The sequence below is a fragment of the candidate division WOR-3 bacterium genome (assembly GCA_013177935.1).
Taxonomy (GTDB): Bacteria; Hydrothermota; Tepidihabitantia; order Tepidihabitantales; family Tepidihabitantaceae; genus Tepidihabitans.
Genome location: JABLXZ010000002.1, coordinates 394,892 through 413,617, shown reverse-complemented (window position 1 = coordinate 413,617; position 18,726 = coordinate 394,892). Strand labels below are relative to the sequence as shown.

The 18,726-nt window shown below is 46.3% G+C and carries 17 protein-coding genes; 4 read left to right on the top strand and 13 right to left on the bottom strand.

All coding sequences use genetic code 11. The annotated features are described in order from the left end of the window. Window positions 1-7: 7 nt before the first annotated feature. Complete coding sequence (locus tag HPY86_05035) at window positions 8-2,137, top strand: hypothetical protein (protein NPV14278.1); 2,130 nt, start codon at window positions 8-10, stop codon at window positions 2,135-2,137. Between the two features lie 168 nt (window positions 2,138-2,305). Here HPY86_05035 and HPY86_05030 read toward each other — a convergent pair whose 3' ends face one another. Continuing rightward, complete coding sequence (locus tag HPY86_05030; protein NPV14277.1) at window positions 2,306-2,785, bottom strand: tryptophan-rich sensory protein; 480 nt, start codon at window positions 2,783-2,785, stop codon at window positions 2,306-2,308. A 214-nt stretch (window positions 2,786-2,999) separates the two neighbouring features. Between HPY86_05030 and HPY86_05025 the strand changes: the two genes are divergently transcribed. Then, a complete protein-coding gene (locus HPY86_05025) occupies window positions 3,000-3,566 on the top strand; it encodes a hypothetical protein (protein NPV14276.1) in 567 nt (188 codons plus the stop codon). Window positions 3,567-3,723: 157 nt separating this feature from the next. Here the strand turns inward: HPY86_05025 and HPY86_05020 are convergent, their stop codons facing one another. The 6 genes from HPY86_05020 to HPY86_04995 all read right to left on the bottom strand — a co-directional run bounded on the left by HPY86_05020 (window position 3,724) and on the right by HPY86_04995 (window position 8,850). Continuing rightward, window positions 3,724-6,231, bottom strand: coding sequence for a hypothetical protein (locus tag HPY86_05020; GenBank protein ID NPV14275.1), 2,508 nt, complete (start codon window positions 6,229-6,231; stop codon window positions 3,724-3,726). 65 nt (window positions 6,232-6,296) lie between these two features. Next, window positions 6,297-6,527: a hypothetical protein gene (locus HPY86_05015; protein NPV14274.1), complete on the bottom strand. Its 231-nt coding sequence runs from the start codon at window positions 6,525-6,527 to the stop codon at window positions 6,297-6,299. A 10-nt stretch (window positions 6,528-6,537) separates the two neighbouring features. Beyond that, window positions 6,538-6,774, bottom strand: coding sequence for a thioredoxin family protein (locus HPY86_05010; protein NPV14273.1), 237 nt, complete (start codon window positions 6,772-6,774; stop codon window positions 6,538-6,540). Between the two features lie 36 nt (window positions 6,775-6,810). Beyond that, window positions 6,811-7,218, bottom strand: coding sequence for an arsenate reductase ArsC (locus tag HPY86_05005; GenBank protein NPV14272.1), 408 nt, complete (start codon window positions 7,216-7,218; stop codon window positions 6,811-6,813). Between the two features lie 59 nt (window positions 7,219-7,277). Continuing rightward, window positions 7,278-8,447, bottom strand: a complete 1,170-nt coding sequence (locus HPY86_05000; protein ID NPV14271.1) for a permease — start codon at window positions 8,445-8,447, stop codon at window positions 7,278-7,280. Between the two features lie 85 nt (window positions 8,448-8,532). Next, the gene (locus HPY86_04995) at window positions 8,533-8,850 is read right to left on the bottom strand and encodes a winged helix-turn-helix transcriptional regulator (GenBank protein NPV14270.1); all 318 of its coding nucleotides are present in this window, start codon (window positions 8,848-8,850) and stop codon (window positions 8,533-8,535) included. Window positions 8,851-8,955: 105 nt separating this feature from the next. Between HPY86_04995 and HPY86_04990 the strand changes: the two genes are divergently transcribed. Further along, the gene (locus HPY86_04990) at window positions 8,956-10,080 is read left to right on the top strand and encodes a PKD domain-containing protein (protein ID NPV14269.1); all 1,125 of its coding nucleotides are present in this window, start codon (window positions 8,956-8,958) and stop codon (window positions 10,078-10,080) included. Between the two features lie 61 nt (window positions 10,081-10,141). Here HPY86_04990 and HPY86_04985 read toward each other — a convergent pair whose 3' ends face one another. From HPY86_04985 to HPY86_04960, 6 genes are all read right to left on the bottom strand, one after another. Beyond that, complete coding sequence (locus HPY86_04985; GenBank protein ID NPV14268.1) at window positions 10,142-10,453, bottom strand: hypothetical protein; 312 nt, start codon at window positions 10,451-10,453, stop codon at window positions 10,142-10,144. Between the two features lie 85 nt (window positions 10,454-10,538). Next, window positions 10,539-13,202, bottom strand: coding sequence for a T9SS type A sorting domain-containing protein (locus tag HPY86_04980; GenBank protein NPV14267.1), 2,664 nt, complete (start codon window positions 13,200-13,202; stop codon window positions 10,539-10,541). Window positions 13,203-13,462: 260 nt separating this feature from the next. After that, the gene (locus HPY86_04975; protein NPV14266.1) at window positions 13,463-14,536 is read right to left on the bottom strand and encodes a hypothetical protein; all 1,074 of its coding nucleotides are present in this window, start codon (window positions 14,534-14,536) and stop codon (window positions 13,463-13,465) included. Then, on the bottom strand, window positions 14,520-15,371 hold the full coding sequence (locus HPY86_04970; protein ID NPV14265.1) for a site-specific DNA-methyltransferase: 852 nt from the start codon (window positions 15,369-15,371) through the stop codon (window positions 14,520-14,522). Before HPY86_04970 ends, HPY86_04975 begins: the two co-directional genes overlap by 17 nt. 32 nt (window positions 15,372-15,403) lie before the next feature. Continuing rightward, window positions 15,404-16,039: a hypothetical protein gene (locus HPY86_04965; protein ID NPV14264.1), complete on the bottom strand. Its 636-nt coding sequence runs from the start codon at window positions 16,037-16,039 to the stop codon at window positions 15,404-15,406. A gap of 246 nt (window positions 16,040-16,285) precedes the next feature. Beyond that, complete coding sequence (locus tag HPY86_04960; GenBank protein NPV14263.1) at window positions 16,286-16,795, bottom strand: thioredoxin fold domain-containing protein; 510 nt, start codon at window positions 16,793-16,795, stop codon at window positions 16,286-16,288. Between the two features lie 438 nt (window positions 16,796-17,233). On the opposite strand from HPY86_04960, the gene HPY86_04955 reads away from it, so the two are divergent. Continuing rightward, window positions 17,234-18,697, top strand: coding sequence for a hypothetical protein (locus HPY86_04955; GenBank protein NPV14262.1), 1,464 nt, complete (start codon window positions 17,234-17,236; stop codon window positions 18,695-18,697). Window positions 18,698-18,726 lie beyond the last annotated feature (29 nt).

The following is an 18,726-nucleotide window of genomic DNA, read 5'->3' as shown; positions in this document are numbered from 1 at the left end:
GTAATTTATGGAGTGCTATAAGGTAGAAAAGAGTACTTTAATCGTATCCCGCAATCTTGACGAGGCATTAGAGGAAATTGCAAATTCGCTTAGAAATTCTTGTCTTATTTTCTTCTTTGGAGCAGGAATCTCTTTAGAATATCCCTCTCTATTACCTCTCTCTGATAATTGTGAATTATCCTCGAATCTTGTATTGCCCGGACTCAAACAACTTATTAGGAATATGCTTTTCAGAGAAGCAGGAATCGAGAATATACTCACTGAAAAAGGTACCAATGAAGTCAAAAGACTTGCATTAGAAGTATTATTAGACTTTATATCAAGGACGATAGGCGAAACTTCATTAGAGTTTTACGATATTTTGAAGCCAAAATACCTTAAAGAAAATTATGGCCCAAATTACAGACATTATTTCCTCGCGTTAATGGCAAAATACGGATATTGTAGGCACTTCATCACAGTAAACTTTGATAATTTGGTGGAAAACGCCTTTCATCTCTTAGGTGTCCCTTTAATTGTACCCGAACAAATGGGAGGTCATGAATCTAAAATTTACTCGAACGCTTTACGTTATCCCAACAAAAATAATTACCTATACAAATTGCACGGCACGTTAGATGAAACAGAAGATCCGCAAAATACCAAGTTATTAGCCACGGTAGAAATGGTAGGCATAGGCTTACCCTCGTATAAAACAGAATTTTTACAATCAGTTTCAGCTAATTATGATATTTTCTTTATGGGTTATAGTAATAACGACATTGATGTTTTCCCAGTTATTGCTCGTACCAAGTCAAATAAAAAAGTAATATGGCATACTCCTAAAAAATCTATTTTAGATAATCAGAGTTTCAAAGAAATTATAAAATTTTTGTCCCATCGGGAACATTACATTCTTGTGGGCGATTTAAGTAAAATACTCCACAATATTGCTAAACGATTGAATTTAGATTTATCTACTATTATTTTCCCTAAGATAAATATTTCCTCTTTTGATGAAATTAAAATAAGGGAGCGCGAATTGGCGCTCATCAGAATAAATGAAATTAATACATTTATTGATTATTACACAAGGAAATATTTTTTTCACCCCGCTACGGCGAGATTAATTTTGGCTAATATTTTGGAAAAACCAGGACTGTGGGAAATAGCAGAGAAGCTACTTCAGACCTTGCGGGGAGACATCCCAAAAAATAATTTTGACCTAAGATACGCTTTTTCATCAAACTTGGGAGAAGTTTACAGAAATGCAGGGAACTTAACTTTAGCTATAAAAGAACGTAACCAAGCAATTGAATATTTGCCATATACGACATATAAACCTGAGAGGCGGCTGGCTGCGTTCATCCATGAAACAATTAGAAATGGGTCTGACTACATGGGGCTATTTAAGCATACATGCACAAAGAAAGGGTTAAGAAAAGTTTTGGCATTAAAGTATTATCTATATGCCTGTTATTGCTTCGCCGTCTCTGTTTTGAAAACACGAATATGGCGAACAAAATTGACTGACTTTGACATTGGAACATTTACTTCCATGTTATACTTCGAATGCGCTGATTTTTTTCATTTTATCGTCGAAGGATTATTTTATCTAACGTTATTGTACGCGACAAAAAGTAGCAGAAAATTCATTACCAAAATACTAAAATTTTTTATCCCAATTGTCGCTCGAATCTCAGTTTTCTTTTATAGGCTGTCGCTCCAAATTCCTCTGCAGAAATCAAGCTGGTTCTTTTTTCAAAAACACCGTTTAGCTGAAGTCATAATGCACAGTCGAACAAAAAATTTCACAGAGGTAAATAGGTTAATTGAAGAAGCAAAAAAATTTTTTGAGTGGGGAAGAGAGCTATCAATGGAATTTTCAGAAACAGAAGGTATAGCAAATTTAGGGTGTTGTTTAGGTATAAAAATGTACTACGAGGGAAATCTGCAAGAAGCAATTGGCTTATTTATTAAAACTTTCGAAACTTATAAAACTGAGAATCACAAAGCCGGTATGATCAAAGCAATGCTTTGGCAAGCCGTATGCCAAGAAAAAATGGGGAATATAAATACTGTCCGAAAAATTTTGTCGGAAATGGTAAACACTTTACAAAATATGAACAAAACGCCAAATTATGAAACCAATTTTTAATTCCATTTTTCTGGGGGGCGATAGTCCATGTTTTTGCTTAGCGCAAAACTTCCCTTCACAAAAAATTATCTAGAGATCCTTTGTTCCTTGTTGAGAAAAGGTAAGACAGCATATCACGCAAGCGTTTAAGAAAAAGTTTAATTAATCAGTAAAACGTACTAAGTCTTTTCACGAATTCAGTTTTACTATCGCGGCGTTGAGGACAGTGGCAAAGGTGACCCAGCCAATGTAAGGCAAAAGTAAGATACCGGCAGGGACAGAAATCCGGAAGAAGAGAATGATGGTAAGAAGAATCGCCAGCCAGAGGATAACAATCTCCACGAGTCCAGCAAGGGGGGAGCGTAAGCCAAAGAAGAGAAACGACCAGAGGACATTGAGCACCAACTGAATCACAAAAACGAGTAGCGCCAGTTTGATACCCGGGGCATTAAACCCTTTGCGCCAGACTAAAAACAGAGCGATACCCATCAGGATAAAAAGCAATGTCCAGGCAGGACCGAAGAGCCATCTCGGCGGGTTGAACACCGGTTTGTTTAAACTCTGATACCAGTCAGGAATTGCCGGCGCCGTGGCGATATTGCCGAGCGCGCCTGCTGCCAGGGGCAGGGCGATGCTGATAATTAACTTTACAATGTCAATGGCTTTCACATCAACCTCGCTTTCTTGTTGACTAATCCTAACCGAGTTCGCCCACCGGTCAAATACCCGCTTTCATTGTTCAGTTAGCCGTGCGGCAAGGTTTTGAAACACTCCGGCAAAGGCGTTCTCTGGGTCGTCAATTACCACCCCCCGCCCAAAAGAGTTATTTATTGACAGACTATCAAATAATATTATAAAAATTGAAAACTTAAAGGAGGTAATTATGAAGCGAATCGTTCGTTCCGGCACCTGGATTTTGCCTGTAGCATTGGCATTGGTTTTGTTACTGGCGTGTAACCTTATCTCCGGCAATCGCTATGAATACTGGAAAGGAGACATTCCCAACAGTTATTACTGTCTGAATATGTGGGGCGAACGGGCGCTGAAAGTCACCGGCAAACCATTTATGTGCGTAAAGTACAATCCGGTCAATCACGAGATTCTGGACATTGAGTTTGGGTTAAGCGAAGTGGTCCAGGAGCATTTGCCCACCCCAAGTGGCGACCCAGCAGCACCCGAACCCACCCTTGCGGCGGAAAATATCTCTTATTATAAAAAACTGAATTTAAAATCGCCTGTCGTGCTACTGCTCAACTGGCCAGTGGCTACCGCGAATGGCGCAATAACAAACAGCGTCCAGAGTTTTAAGGTGGAGCACACAATGCCCCGCGAGGAGTACAATTTCATCTACACCTCATTGCAGATGGAGGGTGATGTCAAAAACCTTGATGATGCAACTTTTCTTGGCCGGGAGTCAGAAACTAATACGTTTAAACTCCTGAAACAGTAGGAGTACTTAAATCCGTAAATCCCTGCCGCCTACTTCGCGCAGGGGTGATTTTTAGTCGTGCCGTGGCACTTGCGAACCTGTTCGGGCGTGCACTTTTCCGGCTTACCCTTCAGGTTTCCCGGCTTCTGGCACTTCTTTTCGCTGCCCATATTTCTCCCTATTGGCTAATTGTTATTTTCTGCCGCAACACTTCGGTGTCGGCGTTAAGAACCACAAAGTAAACCCCGTTGTTTACGAAACGACCGTTTGGTAAATCTCCCTGCCAGGTGAACTCATATTGACCCGGACCAAGGCGCTGGTTGCAAAGGTTAGAAACCTTTCTACCCAGCGCATCGTAAATGGCAAGGCTGATATCGGTCTGGTTGGGAAGAACAAAACTAATCCGAGTTTGTTGATTGACAACACTGGGGCAAACCCGAAGATAGTAATCTTTCCCTCCCCTGGTTTTTGCTTCCGCTGTTGCCACTGTACTGATTGAGGCGGCAAAAACACCGTTACCACTGGTGCCCGCATACAAAAGTTGCGGGTTGAACAAATCAAAGGCAAGATAATAAATCCGCCGATTTCCCAGCCCCTGATTTGCCTCAAACCAGGTCTCACCCTGGTCCGTGGAAAGATAAACGCCCCAGCCGGTACAGGAGTCATTCTGAGCCCAGTCAAGAGTACCCAGCGCCACCAGATTGGTATCAAACGGACTGAAGGCAACCGTCCGCACACAGGGACGATAACCATCAATCCGGAAACGGGGTATGGAGTCCCAGGTCATACCGCCATCAAATGAGCGGTAAACGCCACCATACATTGAGGCACGTGCTATCAGAAACACCGCACCATTGAGCGGTGAAACCGCCACACCCCAGGTTTCCAGCCTTCTGGACAAAGGAAGTTCAAACCAGTGGTCACCGCCATCGGTGGTTTTATAAATTTTGCCCCGTTTGGGCAGACACAGGTAAAGGGTGTTCGGCTCATTAGACGCCATCGCCATCATCTGCGGATGGCTGTGGATAAACGAGTCGCTGCGGATGGTGATATTCAACCCGTTGTCCTTGCGCTTCCAGTTCTCACCGCCATCGGTTGACTTGTATACACCCCATTTTGCCACCCAGACATAAAGAATGGTGGAGTCTTCGGTACTGTTCGGGTCAATCAGGATGGTACTTTTGTAACCGGTGTCCGGCAAACCAGAAAGCAGTGTCCAGGTTGCACCCGCATCGGTCGAGCGCCAGAGTTTACCATAAACCCAGGTCCAGGGTCCGGTGCCCGCATAGAGGATGTTGTGATTAGCAGGATGAATGGCAATGGTATAGGTGGTGTTGCCGTAGGGATACATCGGCGCAAAGATATACCGGAACGAAGCGCCCCGGTCGGTTGACTTTATCAGTCCGACATCGTTCATTGCAAAGTAAATAGTATTTGAGTCCACCGGGTCAGGAACAACCTGGCGCAGACAGGTTACCTCAAGACCGGTGCCACGCCAGTTACCATTGCCCAGCGACTCAGCGTAACAGTAAGTCCAGTTACCACCCGCATCGGTTGACTTCATCACCGCATGGGAATTACAATAGAAAATTATCGCTGTGTCCCTCTGGTCCAGCGCCAGACCATCAGGTGTATAACCCCAGAAGTAAATCCAGCCCCGGCTGACATTGTTGTTATTCGTTACCCGAACCCAGTTTTGGCCGCGATTGGTGCTTTTGTAAACACCGCCGCGCCCGCCATAACCATAAAGCGCACCGGCGTAAAGGACATTCGGATTCTTATGGTTAACAACTATCCGCCGGAAGTTAATCCGCCAGGCACCGGTGGTGCAGGGCTGCCACATTTCGCCATAATTGGTTGTCAACCATATCCCGCTACACACCGAGTTGCGTTCACTATCATTAATTGGACAGAGTGCGGCGTAAACCCTGCCCGTGTCAACCGGGTCAATCGCAACCTCCCGCACGACAACACTGTCCGGCATTGGGGGCAAACCGGAATTTTTCATCTCCCAGGTCAACCCGGCGTCGGTGCTGCGATAAACACCTAAATGGGTACCGGCAAAAATCACATTCGGATTGTGCGGGTCAACCGCAAGGGAATAAAACATCGCCGTGGTATCAATACCGGTTGTGCCTCTTAGCATCTGCCAGGTTTCGCCACCATCAGTGCTTTTGAAAATCGCTCCTTTGGTCGAGGTCTGAATCCAGCGGGATTCGGTGTACATAAGCCGGGGCATACCGATTCCCGCATAAATTACATTAGGATTTGTCGGGTCAAAGGTCAGTGCCCCAATCGGTGCGGTGTAATTTGACCGGCTGGGCACAGGAAAACCGTCCCGTTTTGGCACCCAGGTTTCACCGCCATCGGTTGATTTGTGGACACCGCCCCAGGTACCAAGATAAATCACATTGGGATTTTGGGGATGGGGCACAATCTTTTCTACATAGTAGTCAATCAAACCGTTGTTGAGTATCCGCCAGGAAGAGCCGTAATCGGTTGACTTATAAAACCCGCCCACATCCGAACCAACATAAACTGTACCCGGGTTCAGGGTGTCAATAGCGATAGTTGTAAACCAGCCACCACCACCCATTCCGATTGAACGCCATTCTATTGCCGGCTGCGCCCAGGTCAGGGTAAGGAAAATCCCGATAGAAACAAACTGCCACTTAGAACCGCTCATACTTTTCTTCCCTAAAGATAAACACCTGCCTCTTTTATAATTGTAGTATAAGGCAACCTAAAAAGTCAACCGTTTTTGTGCAACCACCACAAGAGCCGCTGGATAAACGTTTTGCCTTTGAGAATCAGAAACGAGCCGAGCGCGCCAAAAAAGGCAGCGATGCCCAGACCAACCGGACAACTTGCCCTACCACAACAGGGGCAGGTGTTAGCCAGCAGCGCATAGGTGCCGCCAATTCCAACCCAGAGTCCGAAGAAGCGGAAGATACCGGCAAAGCGGCGTAAGATGTTTTTCAATTATCGCACCCTATTTACCGGTAAGCAGTTTTTTCAGTTCCTCTTTGGACAGAACTTTCCCCTGACTTACCACTTTGCCGTCAATCACCAAACCCGGGGTCATCAACACACCCATTGCCGCAAACTTTTTAATGTCGGTCACCTTTTCCACACTGGCAGCGATTTGCAGTTCTGCCAGAGTGTCAATCACCCGCTTCTCCAGTTCAGTGCAGCGGGGACAACCAACACCAAGAATCTGAATGTTCATCTTGCTCCTCCTTTTTGCTAATTTCCCAATTCGGGTTCATCTTTTTTCTCTCAGCCTGCCGATATCGGCAAACAGTTTCACCACCTCCTGTCTTATTATCTCCCGTACCCGACGGAACTCATCCAGACTCTTGCCCTTCGGGTCCGGGATGTTCCACTCAATCCTTTTTACGCCGGGAATATACGGGCATTCCACCTCACAACCCATCGTCACCAGATAGTCAAACTTTAAATCGGGCAGGTCGCCAAAACTTTTCGGCTTTGCCTTTGATATATCAATCCCCACCTCCTGCATCACCCTAATCGCCTCAACAGAAACTGCTTCTTCGGGCTGAGTTCCTGCCGAAGCACACTCCACATCACTGCCCAACGCCCGGCAAAACCCCTCTGCCATCTGACTCCGGCAGGAGTTGCCCACGCAGGCGAAAAGAATTTTAATCATCATCGCCTCCAATCCTAAACTGTTGGTTCCAGCCAGTTTGAAACCATTTTTTCGCATTGCGTCTAAAATAATGCGCCATAAACGATTCCGACAACGGTTGACAGAATAACCACCAGAAGGATATAGGTAATCGCTTTTTTAAATCCAATTGTCCTGATGATGACAATCATTGAAGGCAGGGAGAGCGCCGGGCCGGAAAGGAGTAGTGCCAGTGCCGGACCCTTACCCATTCCTGAACCCAAAAGCCCCTGCAGGATTGGAATCTCGGTCAGAGTCGCAAAGTACATCAGGGCACCAGAGACCGAGGCAAAAAGGTTGGCGAACAACGAGTTTCCGCCCACGAGCCCGGCAATCACCGAATCGGGAATTACACCCCGATTCAAACCCGGTCTGCCCAGTAAGAATCCAGCAACAAACACCCCGGCAAGAAGCAAAGGTAGAATCTGCCTGGCAAAACCCCAGGTGGCTAAAACCCAGGATTTGCGCTCCTCACCATTAAACCAGCGCCAGACCATTAGCAAAGTCAGTACAAGAAAACCCCCGGCAAGAAACCACTTCACCGAATAGACCGTGTTGAAGAAGCCAATCGGTTCTTTGGGCTTGCCCCAGTTGGCAAATACGAGGAAAAAAATCATCGCCCCGAAGTAAAGGACATTCTGCCATAACCGACGCCTTGGCGGCTCCGTGCTGATTGAAAACTCCGCCGCCTCAGCCCGCTGTTTTTCCGAACGAAAGAAAATTGCCGCCATCAAAAGCCCGATAACCACCGAAAAAACAACCGCACCAATCGCCCTTGCCGCACCCAGTTCTAAACCAAGAACCCTGCCGGTCATAATTATCGCTAAGACATTAATCGCCGGACCCGAATAGAGAAATGTTGTCGCCACCCCTAAGCCCGCACCCGCATAGTAGATGCCCATAAACATCGGCAAAACCGTGCAGGAGCAGACCGCAAGAATCGCACCGGATATTGAGGCAATGGAATAGGCAAGCACCTTGTTTCCTTTGGGACCGAAGTACTTTAACACCGCCTCTTTTGAGATAAAGTTCTGTATCGCCCCCGCAATAAAGAAGGCAGGAACAAGGCACAAAAGCACATGGAGCCGGGCATAGTCCTGGAGCATCAGAAAACCTTCAAGAATTGCATTCTGAACCCGACTCCGCTCAAAAGGTAGAAAATAGAAAAGAAGAAAAACCCCGAGGATGATTAGAAACCTGTACCTTTCTTTCATCTATGCACTCCATATTAGACAAATAAAACTGCACCCACCACAACAACAAGCAACACGATCACGGCAATGTTAGCCCATCTTTTTTTCATCTTTTATCCTCCCTCTTTACCATATCCTGAACGATTTCAATCAACTGTAAAACCCTCGGGTCAGCAATCCGATAAATCACCTTTCTTCCCTCCTGTCTTGACTCAAGAATCCCAGCCCGCTCCAGAATAGCCAGATGCCTTGAAATCACCGTCCGATCCCGCTCCAGATGCGGGGCGATTTCACAAACACACATCTCATTACCACTGCATAAGCACCCCTGACCCTGAGCAAGCAGTGCTAAAATCTCCAGCCGCACCGGGTGCGCCAGCGCCGCAAACACAACATCAGGGCTCAGACCTGTCTTTATGTGCATATGTGCACAATAATACACATACTTTATTGTCTGTCAAACAATTTGACATTAAGAAATTTATCCGCTATTGTTTTGCAGGCTGTAAAACTAACTAAGGAGTTATTAATGCATACCAAAAAGTTCTTGGCTCTGGCAATGTTTGCCGTAATTTTGGCAACTGCCGGCTGCAACCTATTTGGCCGTGTTGGCGTGCCTAACAAACCAGCCAAGCCAAACGGACCTGATATGAGGGGAATCGGCATCATCGGTGTGTACAGCGCCAAAACAACTGACCCTGATGGCGACAGTATTTCCTACCAATTCAAGTACGGCTCCGCTGCCAGCGACACCTCTGCCTGGAGCGTTTTTGTGCCGAGCGGTGATTCGGTGTTGATATCAATCTTCTGGAATGCTGCGGGAACATATTCAGTTGTTGCCCGGGCAAAAGACACCAAGGGCAATGTGTCCGACTGGTCAGCAGCGCTCGTTGTTACGGTGCGCGCCAACCAGGACCCTGTAACTCCGGCAATACCAACCGGACCAATAAGCGGCGTCAAAGGACGAACCTACTACTTCTCGGCGACAACCACCGACCCGGATGGTGATGCGGTTCAGTTCCGGTTTTACTGGGGCAACGGCGACACCTCAGATTGGGGTGTGCCGGTTCCCAGTGGCGCACTGGACTCCGCTTCTTACTCCTGGGCACAGGGTGGCGTTTACTATGTCTCAGTTCAGGCACAGGATAAACTGGGTGGTGTGTCAGACTGGTCTGAGCCTCTGGGCTTTGTTGTCACCGACACCGCCTATCCTTACACCATCGCATTGACCTGGGGTGAATATCCGCGCGACCTTGACTCCCACATCTGGACCCCGGAAATTGAAGGTGACTCCTGGCATGTCTACTTCGGTCGCAAAGGCTATAGTCATATCGCACCCTACTGCTCGCTTGATGTTGACGATGTAACCAGTTATGGACCAGAACACATCACTATCACTCAGGCATTCCCGGGCGAATACATCTACGCGGTCCATCAGTGGTCATCAGACAGCACAATCACCGGTTCCGGTGCTGTGGTCCGGATTTATCAGTACGGCAACCTCATCCGTACCTACAATGTTCCCACCGAACCAGCGAACAACCGGATGTGGTGGCATGTGTTCAAACTGAATGCGGTCAACGGCACAATCACCGACCTGAACACCATTGAAACCGACCCACCTCTACCCTGGACAATGGACGAACGAAAGTAACTATTGCAACAGAACAAAAAGCGGGGCGAGTTTTCGCCCCGCTTTGCTTTTCGGGCGTTTACTATCTTACCTGACGGCTTGGTGTTACCCGCTCCATTTTCCCGGATTGCGCCTCCAGATACAATCGAATTTCCTGCTTGAGTATTTCCCGCTCTGTTTCGGTCTCACAAATCCGAATCGCACCGAGGTAAATCTCCTGCCGGGGATGGGCAGCGGCGATTGAAGGCAAAAGCCAGCTGTACAGTTCCACAATATCGGTGCAGAAACCCCTGACCTCAAGGTCTTGACCCTTTTCCCACACCTCCAGAAGCCCTTTAATTGTTCCCCAGGTTTCAAGATAACCAGGCTCATTTTTCAGTTTACCCTTTAGCATCGGCTAACTTCCTATTTATTGCTCTGGTCTCAACCCGGGAAATACCCTAAATCACTGACGGTAAATTGTCCGATACCGCGCGTTACTACCGATTGACAACTAACTTCTGCGCCCGTGCCCTTTTGCCCTGTTCTAATTTTACCCAGTAGATGCCGTTAGGTATCGACGACAGGTCCAGGGTGCGCCCGGCAGTTTTTGTGAGGTTTAACTGTTTTTTCAGGCGGAGCGCGCCGGTTATGTCGTAAAGCGAGATTGTCAATAAGCCGCTTCGTGTATCCGGACAGAAAACAGTGACTTCGTTAGCACGGCAGGGATTGGGAAAGAGACCAAAATCAAATCGCGGCGTTGAGGAGGCACTGGTTATCCCCTGTAAGGGCGCCGCCGAATTTAATGTCGGCGTGTAATAGCACCAAAGTTCCCGGGTTTTGTTACCTTTCAGGGCAAAAATCATAGTTGGCGAATATACGGTAATGTCGCCGCCGCCCTTCACCCTTTTCTTTCTGCCGGTTGAACCAACCTCGGGCATTGGTGCCAGCTCGGTCCAGGTATCGCCGATAATGTCATAGCAGTAGAACTCACAGGTATTGCCACCCTTTAATGCAAATATCGCGCCATCCCGATATGCCGCACTACTGCCATCCTTTGCTTTTTTGTTTTTCCCGGTCCGGCTCAAAAATGGCATCCCCTGCAGCCGCGTTGTATCCCAGGTAAGGGTGTAAAGGTCAAACCGCCAGAATTCGTGATACTTTGCTTTGTGCGCATATATGTACTGATTGCCATCGTACACCAGCCACGACCCTTTGTCCCATTTCGGGTGAATCGCCTGGGGTGCTTCGGGCAAAAGCTCCCAGGAGTCGGTCGTTAAGTTAAAACGATAAAACTCATTTTTATACCCCTTCAAGAGATAAACAAAAGGCGTACCTCCCTGTTCAACATACACAACATCACTGCCCCCCTTGACCTTTTTGTTTGATGGTCCAAGCGGCACATCCGGAAGTTGACGCCAGGAGTCCCCTTCATGATAATAGCACCAGAACCCCCGGGTGTTGTTTCCTTTTACCGCAAAAATCCGGCCATACCCATCCGCAATACCGACCGCACCCTTTGACGGACCTTTACCTTCTATTCCCCCGGGCCAGAAGTTCAGTTCGTGCCAGGTATCAGCCTGCGGGTCATAACAGTAGAAATCACCGGTCTTATTCCCCTTGGCAGCGAAAAGTAAACCGCTTCCCTGGTCAAAGGTCAGCCAGCCACCGTCTTTTATCGATTTACCCGAAGGCTGTAACGGCATCGGTGTTTTTTCATACCAGCCCGCTTGGTTGGCACCACCACCCTCATAAACGGCAAATTGACCAAGACGCCAGTCGTTATCCGGATATGTGTCACCGATTGCCACGGTCGAACAACATACCGCCCAGCGCCCGGTATCCATACCCACATTATAAGGAACAAATTCAATTGTAGTATCAGCCCCTGCCGGCAGATTGGTAACAATATACGAATTGGTGTATGTTCTAATACCGGCTGGATTGGTCAAGCCCACATAGGCATAAAATGTCGCTGAATTGGCAGAGTTATTCTTCCAGGAGGCGCGGGGCACAATCGTTGCGTTGGTGTCATAAACCCCAACCGGCGAAAAAATTTCGGTGACCGCCACATCAAAGTTATTCCCAGAACCACTGGAGAATACCCGGAAGAACCGTAGAATAACATCGTTATTCTGGTCAATATCGCCCTCGGCATAAGTGGAACATTTAACGGTCCAGCGGCCGGTATCGTTTAAAGCAAACGGGGTAAAGAACAGAATAGTATCACTCAAACCCGGGTGCCCCTGGACAAACTTTCCGGGCAATGTGTAGCGTTGATTTGTCGGGCTAATGAAGATAAACCAGGCATAGTAATCATCCGGATGGGGTTGCCGATTACGCCACCTTCCGGTCGGTACGATTATTGTTCCCTGAGGGATATTACCCACCGGTTCCAGCACCTCTTCCGCAGAAATATCGGTGCGCGCTGGCAGGTTGTAAGCGATTTCAAGGTAAGGAACGTACTGCCCGGTACCAATACCATACGCCCTTAAAATCGCTCCGGTGCGGTTGGTCCATTCGTGCAAACCAAGCGCAATCCAGTTCTGGGTCAAGCAGGACTCTACCGCGGCGCGGCCCGTACTGTTCAGAACGCGCGTTATCCAGCCCAGTCCATGCGTCTGGGCGAGAGTTAGTGCGGTACCGGTCGTTATCCAGTTCCAGAGCGTTTGAGGTGTTTGCGGCACCGGGTCACCAGGCAACAGACGGATAAAGGTACTGGGACCGCTTGCCGCTTCGTAGCAGTAGTAATTAAGACTCACCGTGTCAATTATCGCATCGTCCGGAATGGTGGACAGGTCAAATTTAAACCAGCCTTGATACCACCACTGGGAGGCGCTTTGGGGTTGACTGGTCGCGACAATATCCCCCGAGTTTTTTTCCCAATTGTTGGTTCTGGTCCTCACATTGCCGGTCCAGAAACCGTCATTCTGAGGATAGGCGCGCCGGGTTGATTCTGCCATAACCGGCAGCCTTTCACTCTCACGATGCTGGTCAATAGGTTGGGCATAAATTCTGGTGACAAAGCGGTTGTTGTTTAGATAAAAAGTCTCGGAATTGTTTTGGCTTGGGGTGGAGGGTGGCAACTTTGTAACCGGGGAACTAACCAAAACCGAAAACAAAAGGGCTAAACCGATTAACAAACACAACGGTTTATTTACCATATCACCTCCTTCCCCACTTTAAAAAGTGAGTGGCTTTAGCGTCGCGCTTAACTTCAGTACTCATCAAACTCTGCGTCCAGTTTAATTATAATGCAAAATTAATTTTTGTCAATAGGTTTTGTGCTCCTCAAAAATAGCCTATTTGCAAGGTTCTACCTGCTATGAATGTGTTATATCTTTTGTTATATTGCATTAAAATCATTGTGCATTCCATTATGTGCACACCTTTTCGGTGTATTATCCACCGCTAATCGTCCTTCTCATATATCAATTTCCTGCAAATCGATATTGTTTACCAATACCTTAAAATTATTCACTATCGCTTCTCTTTTCAGAAGTCGTAAATCGTTTACCCTTGACTTGCTTAAAGATGCTAATGAAAACTTCCGGTCGCTTGTAAGTTTTAAGATCGAGACAGGCTTATACTTAACATCCCCAATTTTCACTTCCGTCAAATTAGTAAATAAAATCATTTTCACTAATCCATCTTTTATGTCTTCCAATGAAGGAATGATGCTTTGCTTGCTATGTTTTCCCTCTATTAACTGTATAACTCCCTTTTCGATATTAACCTCGTCGCAGGTAAAAAAATAATAACCGCCAATATAGTTTTTTATCGTTAGAGTTGCTTTTATTCCGGATAACTTTTCTTTGGGTTGGTTTGTTTGCGATTCCCGTTCTTGTGCTTTCCTCGCCAAATCTCTCGAAAGCGTCATAAAATTTTCTTTACCTTTAAGGAGCTCTGCAATTCTTTCCCTGGCTGACTCTCTGGAGTGCATTTCAACACCAAGCTCTTTTGAAATCCTTTCATAGGAATCAATTGCCCGTTTGCCTATCTCTCCAACATTCTCAATTTGAGCAAGGTTCCAATGTAAGGCATCTGATTGATAGGACATAAGGTTGTTTACTTCCCTTGTAAGGTGTGTGATATCAAACCGCTGGCTTGTTATTTTGTGCCGATATCTACGACTTCTTTCCGCATAATTGTAATAAGAGATAATTGTGTAAACACCTAATAAACTCATTAACGAAATAGTATCCCACTGTAAAAAGTCTCGGTCTCCTTCTTTTCCTTCATCTTTCACAATTGGGATTATGGTGACTTTTTTACCTTGAAAGCTAAGGGTATCGTAAACCCGGGCGTAAGGATAAGACCTTGTTCTCTTCGCTGAAACCCACCAACTTACTGCAACTTGCCCCATGTTATCCACATTTAAAATAAAAGCGCTATCTCTTGATAACGCCTCATCAAGTTGCCTTAATGAATATGTATTCAGATTTCGGCATAAAAGGGGCGAATATTTAATGCCGGTAATTTTAGCCGACACATCCATACTTGACGCCTTCCCTTATTATAACCTCAAATGTGTCATCGCTGTTCTCAATCTTCAACTGTCCTTCAAAACCCACCTTTTTCTTGATAATCGGAATCAATGACTTTTTTATCTCAATCCCGATACTGTTTCTGCCGAGTTCTCGGGCAACCTTCATTGTGGTACCACTGCCGACAAACGGGTCTAAGACTGTTTCTCCTTTATACGAAAATAGTTTAATTATCCTATAAGGCAACTCTTCGGGAAATGCCGCAATTTCCTTTTCTAACGGCGAGTTGGGCAAAACATTAACCATTTCCCATAATGTCATATACCATTTGTTATCAGAAAATTCCTTTAGGTCTATCTTTGATGCTTCCCTAATTTCCTTGGGGATGGAATGATAGTTAAATTTCCCTTTTTGAAAAATAATTATACTTTCTAAAAGATTATCCGGGTAAAAGTACATCGGATAAGGATTTTGGAGAAGTACCCCGCTTCTCCTGCTGATTCTTAAATAGCCATCAGGTTTTTTCCAGATAATCCTATCCCGATACCGGAAACCCGCACTTTGAAATATTTTCGTTGCATCCGCAACAATAGGAAACTTTTCACTATTGACAAGCATATCATCAATGTTTAAGACAGCAATCCTGCCTTCTTTTAATACTCTATAAACTTCTTTGGCTACCCTATTAAGAACACCAAGGTACTGGTCATAATTTTTAAATAGCCCTTTATAGTCAAAAGGTGCATTGAAATATGGTGGGGAAGTAACCATCAGATGGACACTCTCATCTGGAATCTCTTTCATACTCATGCAATTGCCAATTATCAACTTATGATGGGTCATAATCTCTTCTTATGCGTGTAAGATGATGCCGCCTTTTAAGATTCTTTTTTATTAATTACCTGTTTAATTTCGTTTACAAGTTCTTGAATGTCTACAATGCTATAGAACTTCAAAAAACCTTTATTTTCTGCCCATTTCACATATGGGTAAATCTTACTCTTCTTCTTATTGCGAAAGGCGTTATTGGAGTTGTTTCTAGTAATCCCAATATAATAATAGTGGTAGTTACTTCCTATTGCCTCCTTTAATAACTGGGCAGCAGTGATTGCAGAGAGTATATCATTGGAACCCTCTCCTAATCCTTTGACCTCGTAAAAAAAGTATATTTTGTTATACTCAAATTTCCCGTCACACTTAACCTTAAAATTGACCTCCTCTCCATTAATGGTCAGTGTAAGGTCTTCGATATTCAACTCGTTAAGCTCTTGAATCTCTTTTATGAGCAACTCATTTATTGGTTTATCAAGAGCAATCCTTCCTCCCCGATTTTGTCTTTCCGAGCATAAATCAAAAAATTTTTCTGCTAAAAATTGTAACATTTTATTTTCTTTGTTCTCATTTAATATATTCTCAAAATGTTTAAATCCACACCCATAACACCCTATCTTTGGGTTTTTACCCGCTTTGCATTTTTTCCAACGCGAGCATCTGCCGATCATATTCACTACCACCATTATATTATTAACTGACTTTTTTCTTTTGTAAAGTATTATTTTATCAAGCTAACTGAACCCCGTCATTTTAGGTGCGTTGTTCCCGCTGTTAAGATTGACCGGTCTTCTTATAAACACTGTTCTATGAAATGGTTTCGCAAAGTTTTCAATCTATTTGGATAAAGATTGCGTTGCTATTCGATAAAACCAGAAGGTTTGTCTAAAAACCCGTATAAAAAGTAAATAGTGCCTTTTTCTTCTGCCCTACTTGATAAACCCGTGCGTCTTGAACCGGGCGATGATTGAGTCTTTGCTCATCAAGCCGACATTACGGGAAAGTTCCTTGCCTGATGGGTCCAAAAATACCAGCGTTGGAATCGCCTGAATGTTGAATTTGCGTGCCAGTTCCTGCTCCTTGTCGGTGTCAATGGAACGGACCTCAACCACGCCCTCAAACTCACGGGCAATCTCCTCCACAATCGGTGCCTGCTTCTTACAGGGCGGACACCAGGTTGCAAAAAAGTCCCACAGTTTGGGCAGTTCTGCCGGCTTTTCACTCTTTCCCGCCACCTTTTCTGGCGAAACATTTTCTGCCGGCGTTGCCGGTGTCGGTTCTGGAGCAACTGCTGACCCGGTTGACTCCGGCTTAGCCGTTTCGGCTGTTTTCAAACTTACTGTGTCCGAAACCGTTGACGGCGCCTCAGTTTGTGCCGGCTTCTGTCCACCACAGACGATAAAAAGCAGCGCGCTGACAATGACAATTAACCTTTTCATCTTACAACTCCTTTCACTCTATAATTTTCCCGATTAAAAATCCCTGGTCAAGCATCACCCATTCCCAGCATCGATTGAAAATTTGCGTCCGGAACTAAGTATACTTTAAAGTATACTACCGCTGAACGCACTTTTTTCTTCTAACATTTCGTATTTTAAAGCGTTAGGCAACTGGGGCTTAATTTTCCATACCCAACCCCGGGGCGGTATCGGGGATGATGTTGGATATTGTGTGTTTTGCCATTGTTGCGCCGCCACTGGTCTTAGTTCGCAAGGTTTAATACCAGTCAAAGACGGGACCGGCAACTGCCGGCGTTTATCCCACTGGTCATTATCCATTTGACAAAACCCCGGCACCGGGTATAGTATTGGCGGATGCCGTTTGTCTTTCTTAATTAAGACAAGGTATTCAAGAGCTCTAACCTAAAAGGAGTCGAGATGAGAAAAGTTACTATCCTCTCTGTGGTCGCCGCACTGGTTGCGATACTGGCAACCTGCGTGACCAGTGACACCACCAACCCCCAAGTTACAATTGTCAGTCCATTAAACAACGATACCATTGCCGCCGGTAACATCTTGATTAAAGCCTATGCCACTGACAACAAAGCGGTAACCAAAGTTGAATTTTTTATCGACAACACCCTAAAGGGCTCAGACCAGGCTGGCACCGCCGACACCTTCCGCTACATCTGGGACGCTGCTGCCGAAACACCTGGCTCGGTTCACACTGTCTATGCCAAAGCCTATGATGCGGCGGATAATTCGGCAACATCAACCGCCATCACAATTGTTATTGCCGGCGGTGGCGGCGGCACCGGACCAACGCACCACTCCGGCACAATCACCCAGGACGAAACCTGGTACCCTTCAGGCAACCCGCACATCATTGACAACGACATCTCGGTTGAAAACAACGCCACCCTGACCATCAAACCGGGCTGCATTGTCAAATTTGCTCCGGAAACTGAACTTTATACCGGCTACGCCGGCACCGCCGGTGCCATCATTGCCAACGGCACTCCGGACTCCACCATCCTTTTCACCTCAAATGTTGCCACGCCAGCACCAGGCGACTGGTACAATGTGGGACTTTATGACCTCGCGATGAGCACCTCCAGTTTCAGTTACTGCACATTTGAATACGGTGGCGGCTCGTCAAGCTGGCCCGGCGAGCTCTACGCCAGCGCCATCACCAGCGTTAAAATTACCAACTGCACCTTCCGTTACAGCGGAAATTACGGTGTTTATCTCACCGATGATGCCGGTTTCCAGACCTTTACCAACAACACCATTACCAGTTGCAACCAGTTTCCCTTGCGCATCCATGCCGAATATGCCCGGACCATTGGCACCGGCAACAGTTTCACTGGTAACACCCAGAATGGTATCCTGATTAAAGGAGGCTCGGTTATCACCTCCGGCACCTGGATAAATCCCGGTGTCCCTTATGTTATCAACAGCGATGTCAGCGTTGGCAGCAACACCAACAACCCGGTTCTGACCATCGCGCCCGGTACAACGATTCAACTTATGCCCGAAGTGGAGTTTTACTGCGGCTACAGCGGCAGAGGTGCAATTAATGCCGATGGCACCAGCGGCCGCATCCGATTTATCAGCTCATCACCATCACCCAGCCGGGGCGACTGGCAGTCAATCGGATTTTACGACAACACCATTGACACCGATGCTAAACTTATCAACTGCACAATTGAATATGGCGCCGGTGACGGCTATGGCAACATCTACATCGACGACGCCCTGCCCCAAATTCAGGGCGACTCAATCGGCCACAGCGCCGCCTATGGCATCTATCTTACCGGTAGCGAATATCCATCACCCGCGGAACTCCGTGCCAACAACACATTTTACGACTGTGTTGACGGCGATATCCGGGAACCTTAGACCGAGACGAAAAAAGGGGCGGCGTTCTG

Bases quoted from the DNA above. Each gene is read 5' to 3' on its own strand.
- HPY86_05035 (NPV14278.1), top strand. From the start codon at position 8: ATGGAGTGCTATAAGGTAGAAAAGAGTACTTTAATCGTATCCCGCAAT.
- HPY86_05025 (NPV14276.1), top strand. From the start codon at position 3,000: ATGAAGCGAATCGTTCGTTCCGGCACCTGGATTTTGCCTGTAGCATTG.
- HPY86_05020 (NPV14275.1), bottom strand. From the start codon at position 6,231: ATGAGCGGTTCTAAGTGGCAGTTTGTTTCTATCGGGATTTTCCTTACC.
- HPY86_05010 (NPV14273.1), bottom strand. From the start codon at position 6,774: ATGAACATTCAGATTCTTGGTGTTGGTTGTCCCCGCTGCACTGAACTG.
- HPY86_05005 (NPV14272.1), bottom strand. From the start codon at position 7,218: ATGATGATTAAAATTCTTTTCGCCTGCGTGGGCAACTCCTGCCGGAGT.
- HPY86_05000 (NPV14271.1), bottom strand. From the start codon at position 8,447: ATGAAAGAAAGGTACAGGTTTCTAATCATCCTCGGGGTTTTTCTTCTT.
- HPY86_04995 (NPV14270.1), bottom strand. From the start codon at position 8,850: ATGCACATAAAGACAGGTCTGAGCCCTGATGTTGTGTTTGCGGCGCTG.
- HPY86_04990 (NPV14269.1), top strand. From the start codon at position 8,956: ATGCATACCAAAAAGTTCTTGGCTCTGGCAATGTTTGCCGTAATTTTG.
- HPY86_04985 (NPV14268.1), bottom strand. From the start codon at position 10,453: ATGCTAAAGGGTAAACTGAAAAATGAGCCTGGTTATCTTGAAACCTGG.
- HPY86_04980 (NPV14267.1), bottom strand. From the start codon at position 13,202: ATGGTAAATAAACCGTTGTGTTTGTTAATCGGTTTAGCCCTTTTGTTT.
- HPY86_04975 (NPV14266.1), bottom strand. From the start codon at position 14,536: ATGGATGTGTCGGCTAAAATTACCGGCATTAAATATTCGCCCCTTTTA.
- HPY86_04960 (NPV14263.1), bottom strand. From the start codon at position 16,795: ATGAAAAGGTTAATTGTCATTGTCAGCGCGCTGCTTTTTATCGTCTGT.
- HPY86_04955 (NPV14262.1), top strand. From the start codon at position 17,234: ATGAGAAAAGTTACTATCCTCTCTGTGGTCGCCGCACTGGTTGCGATA.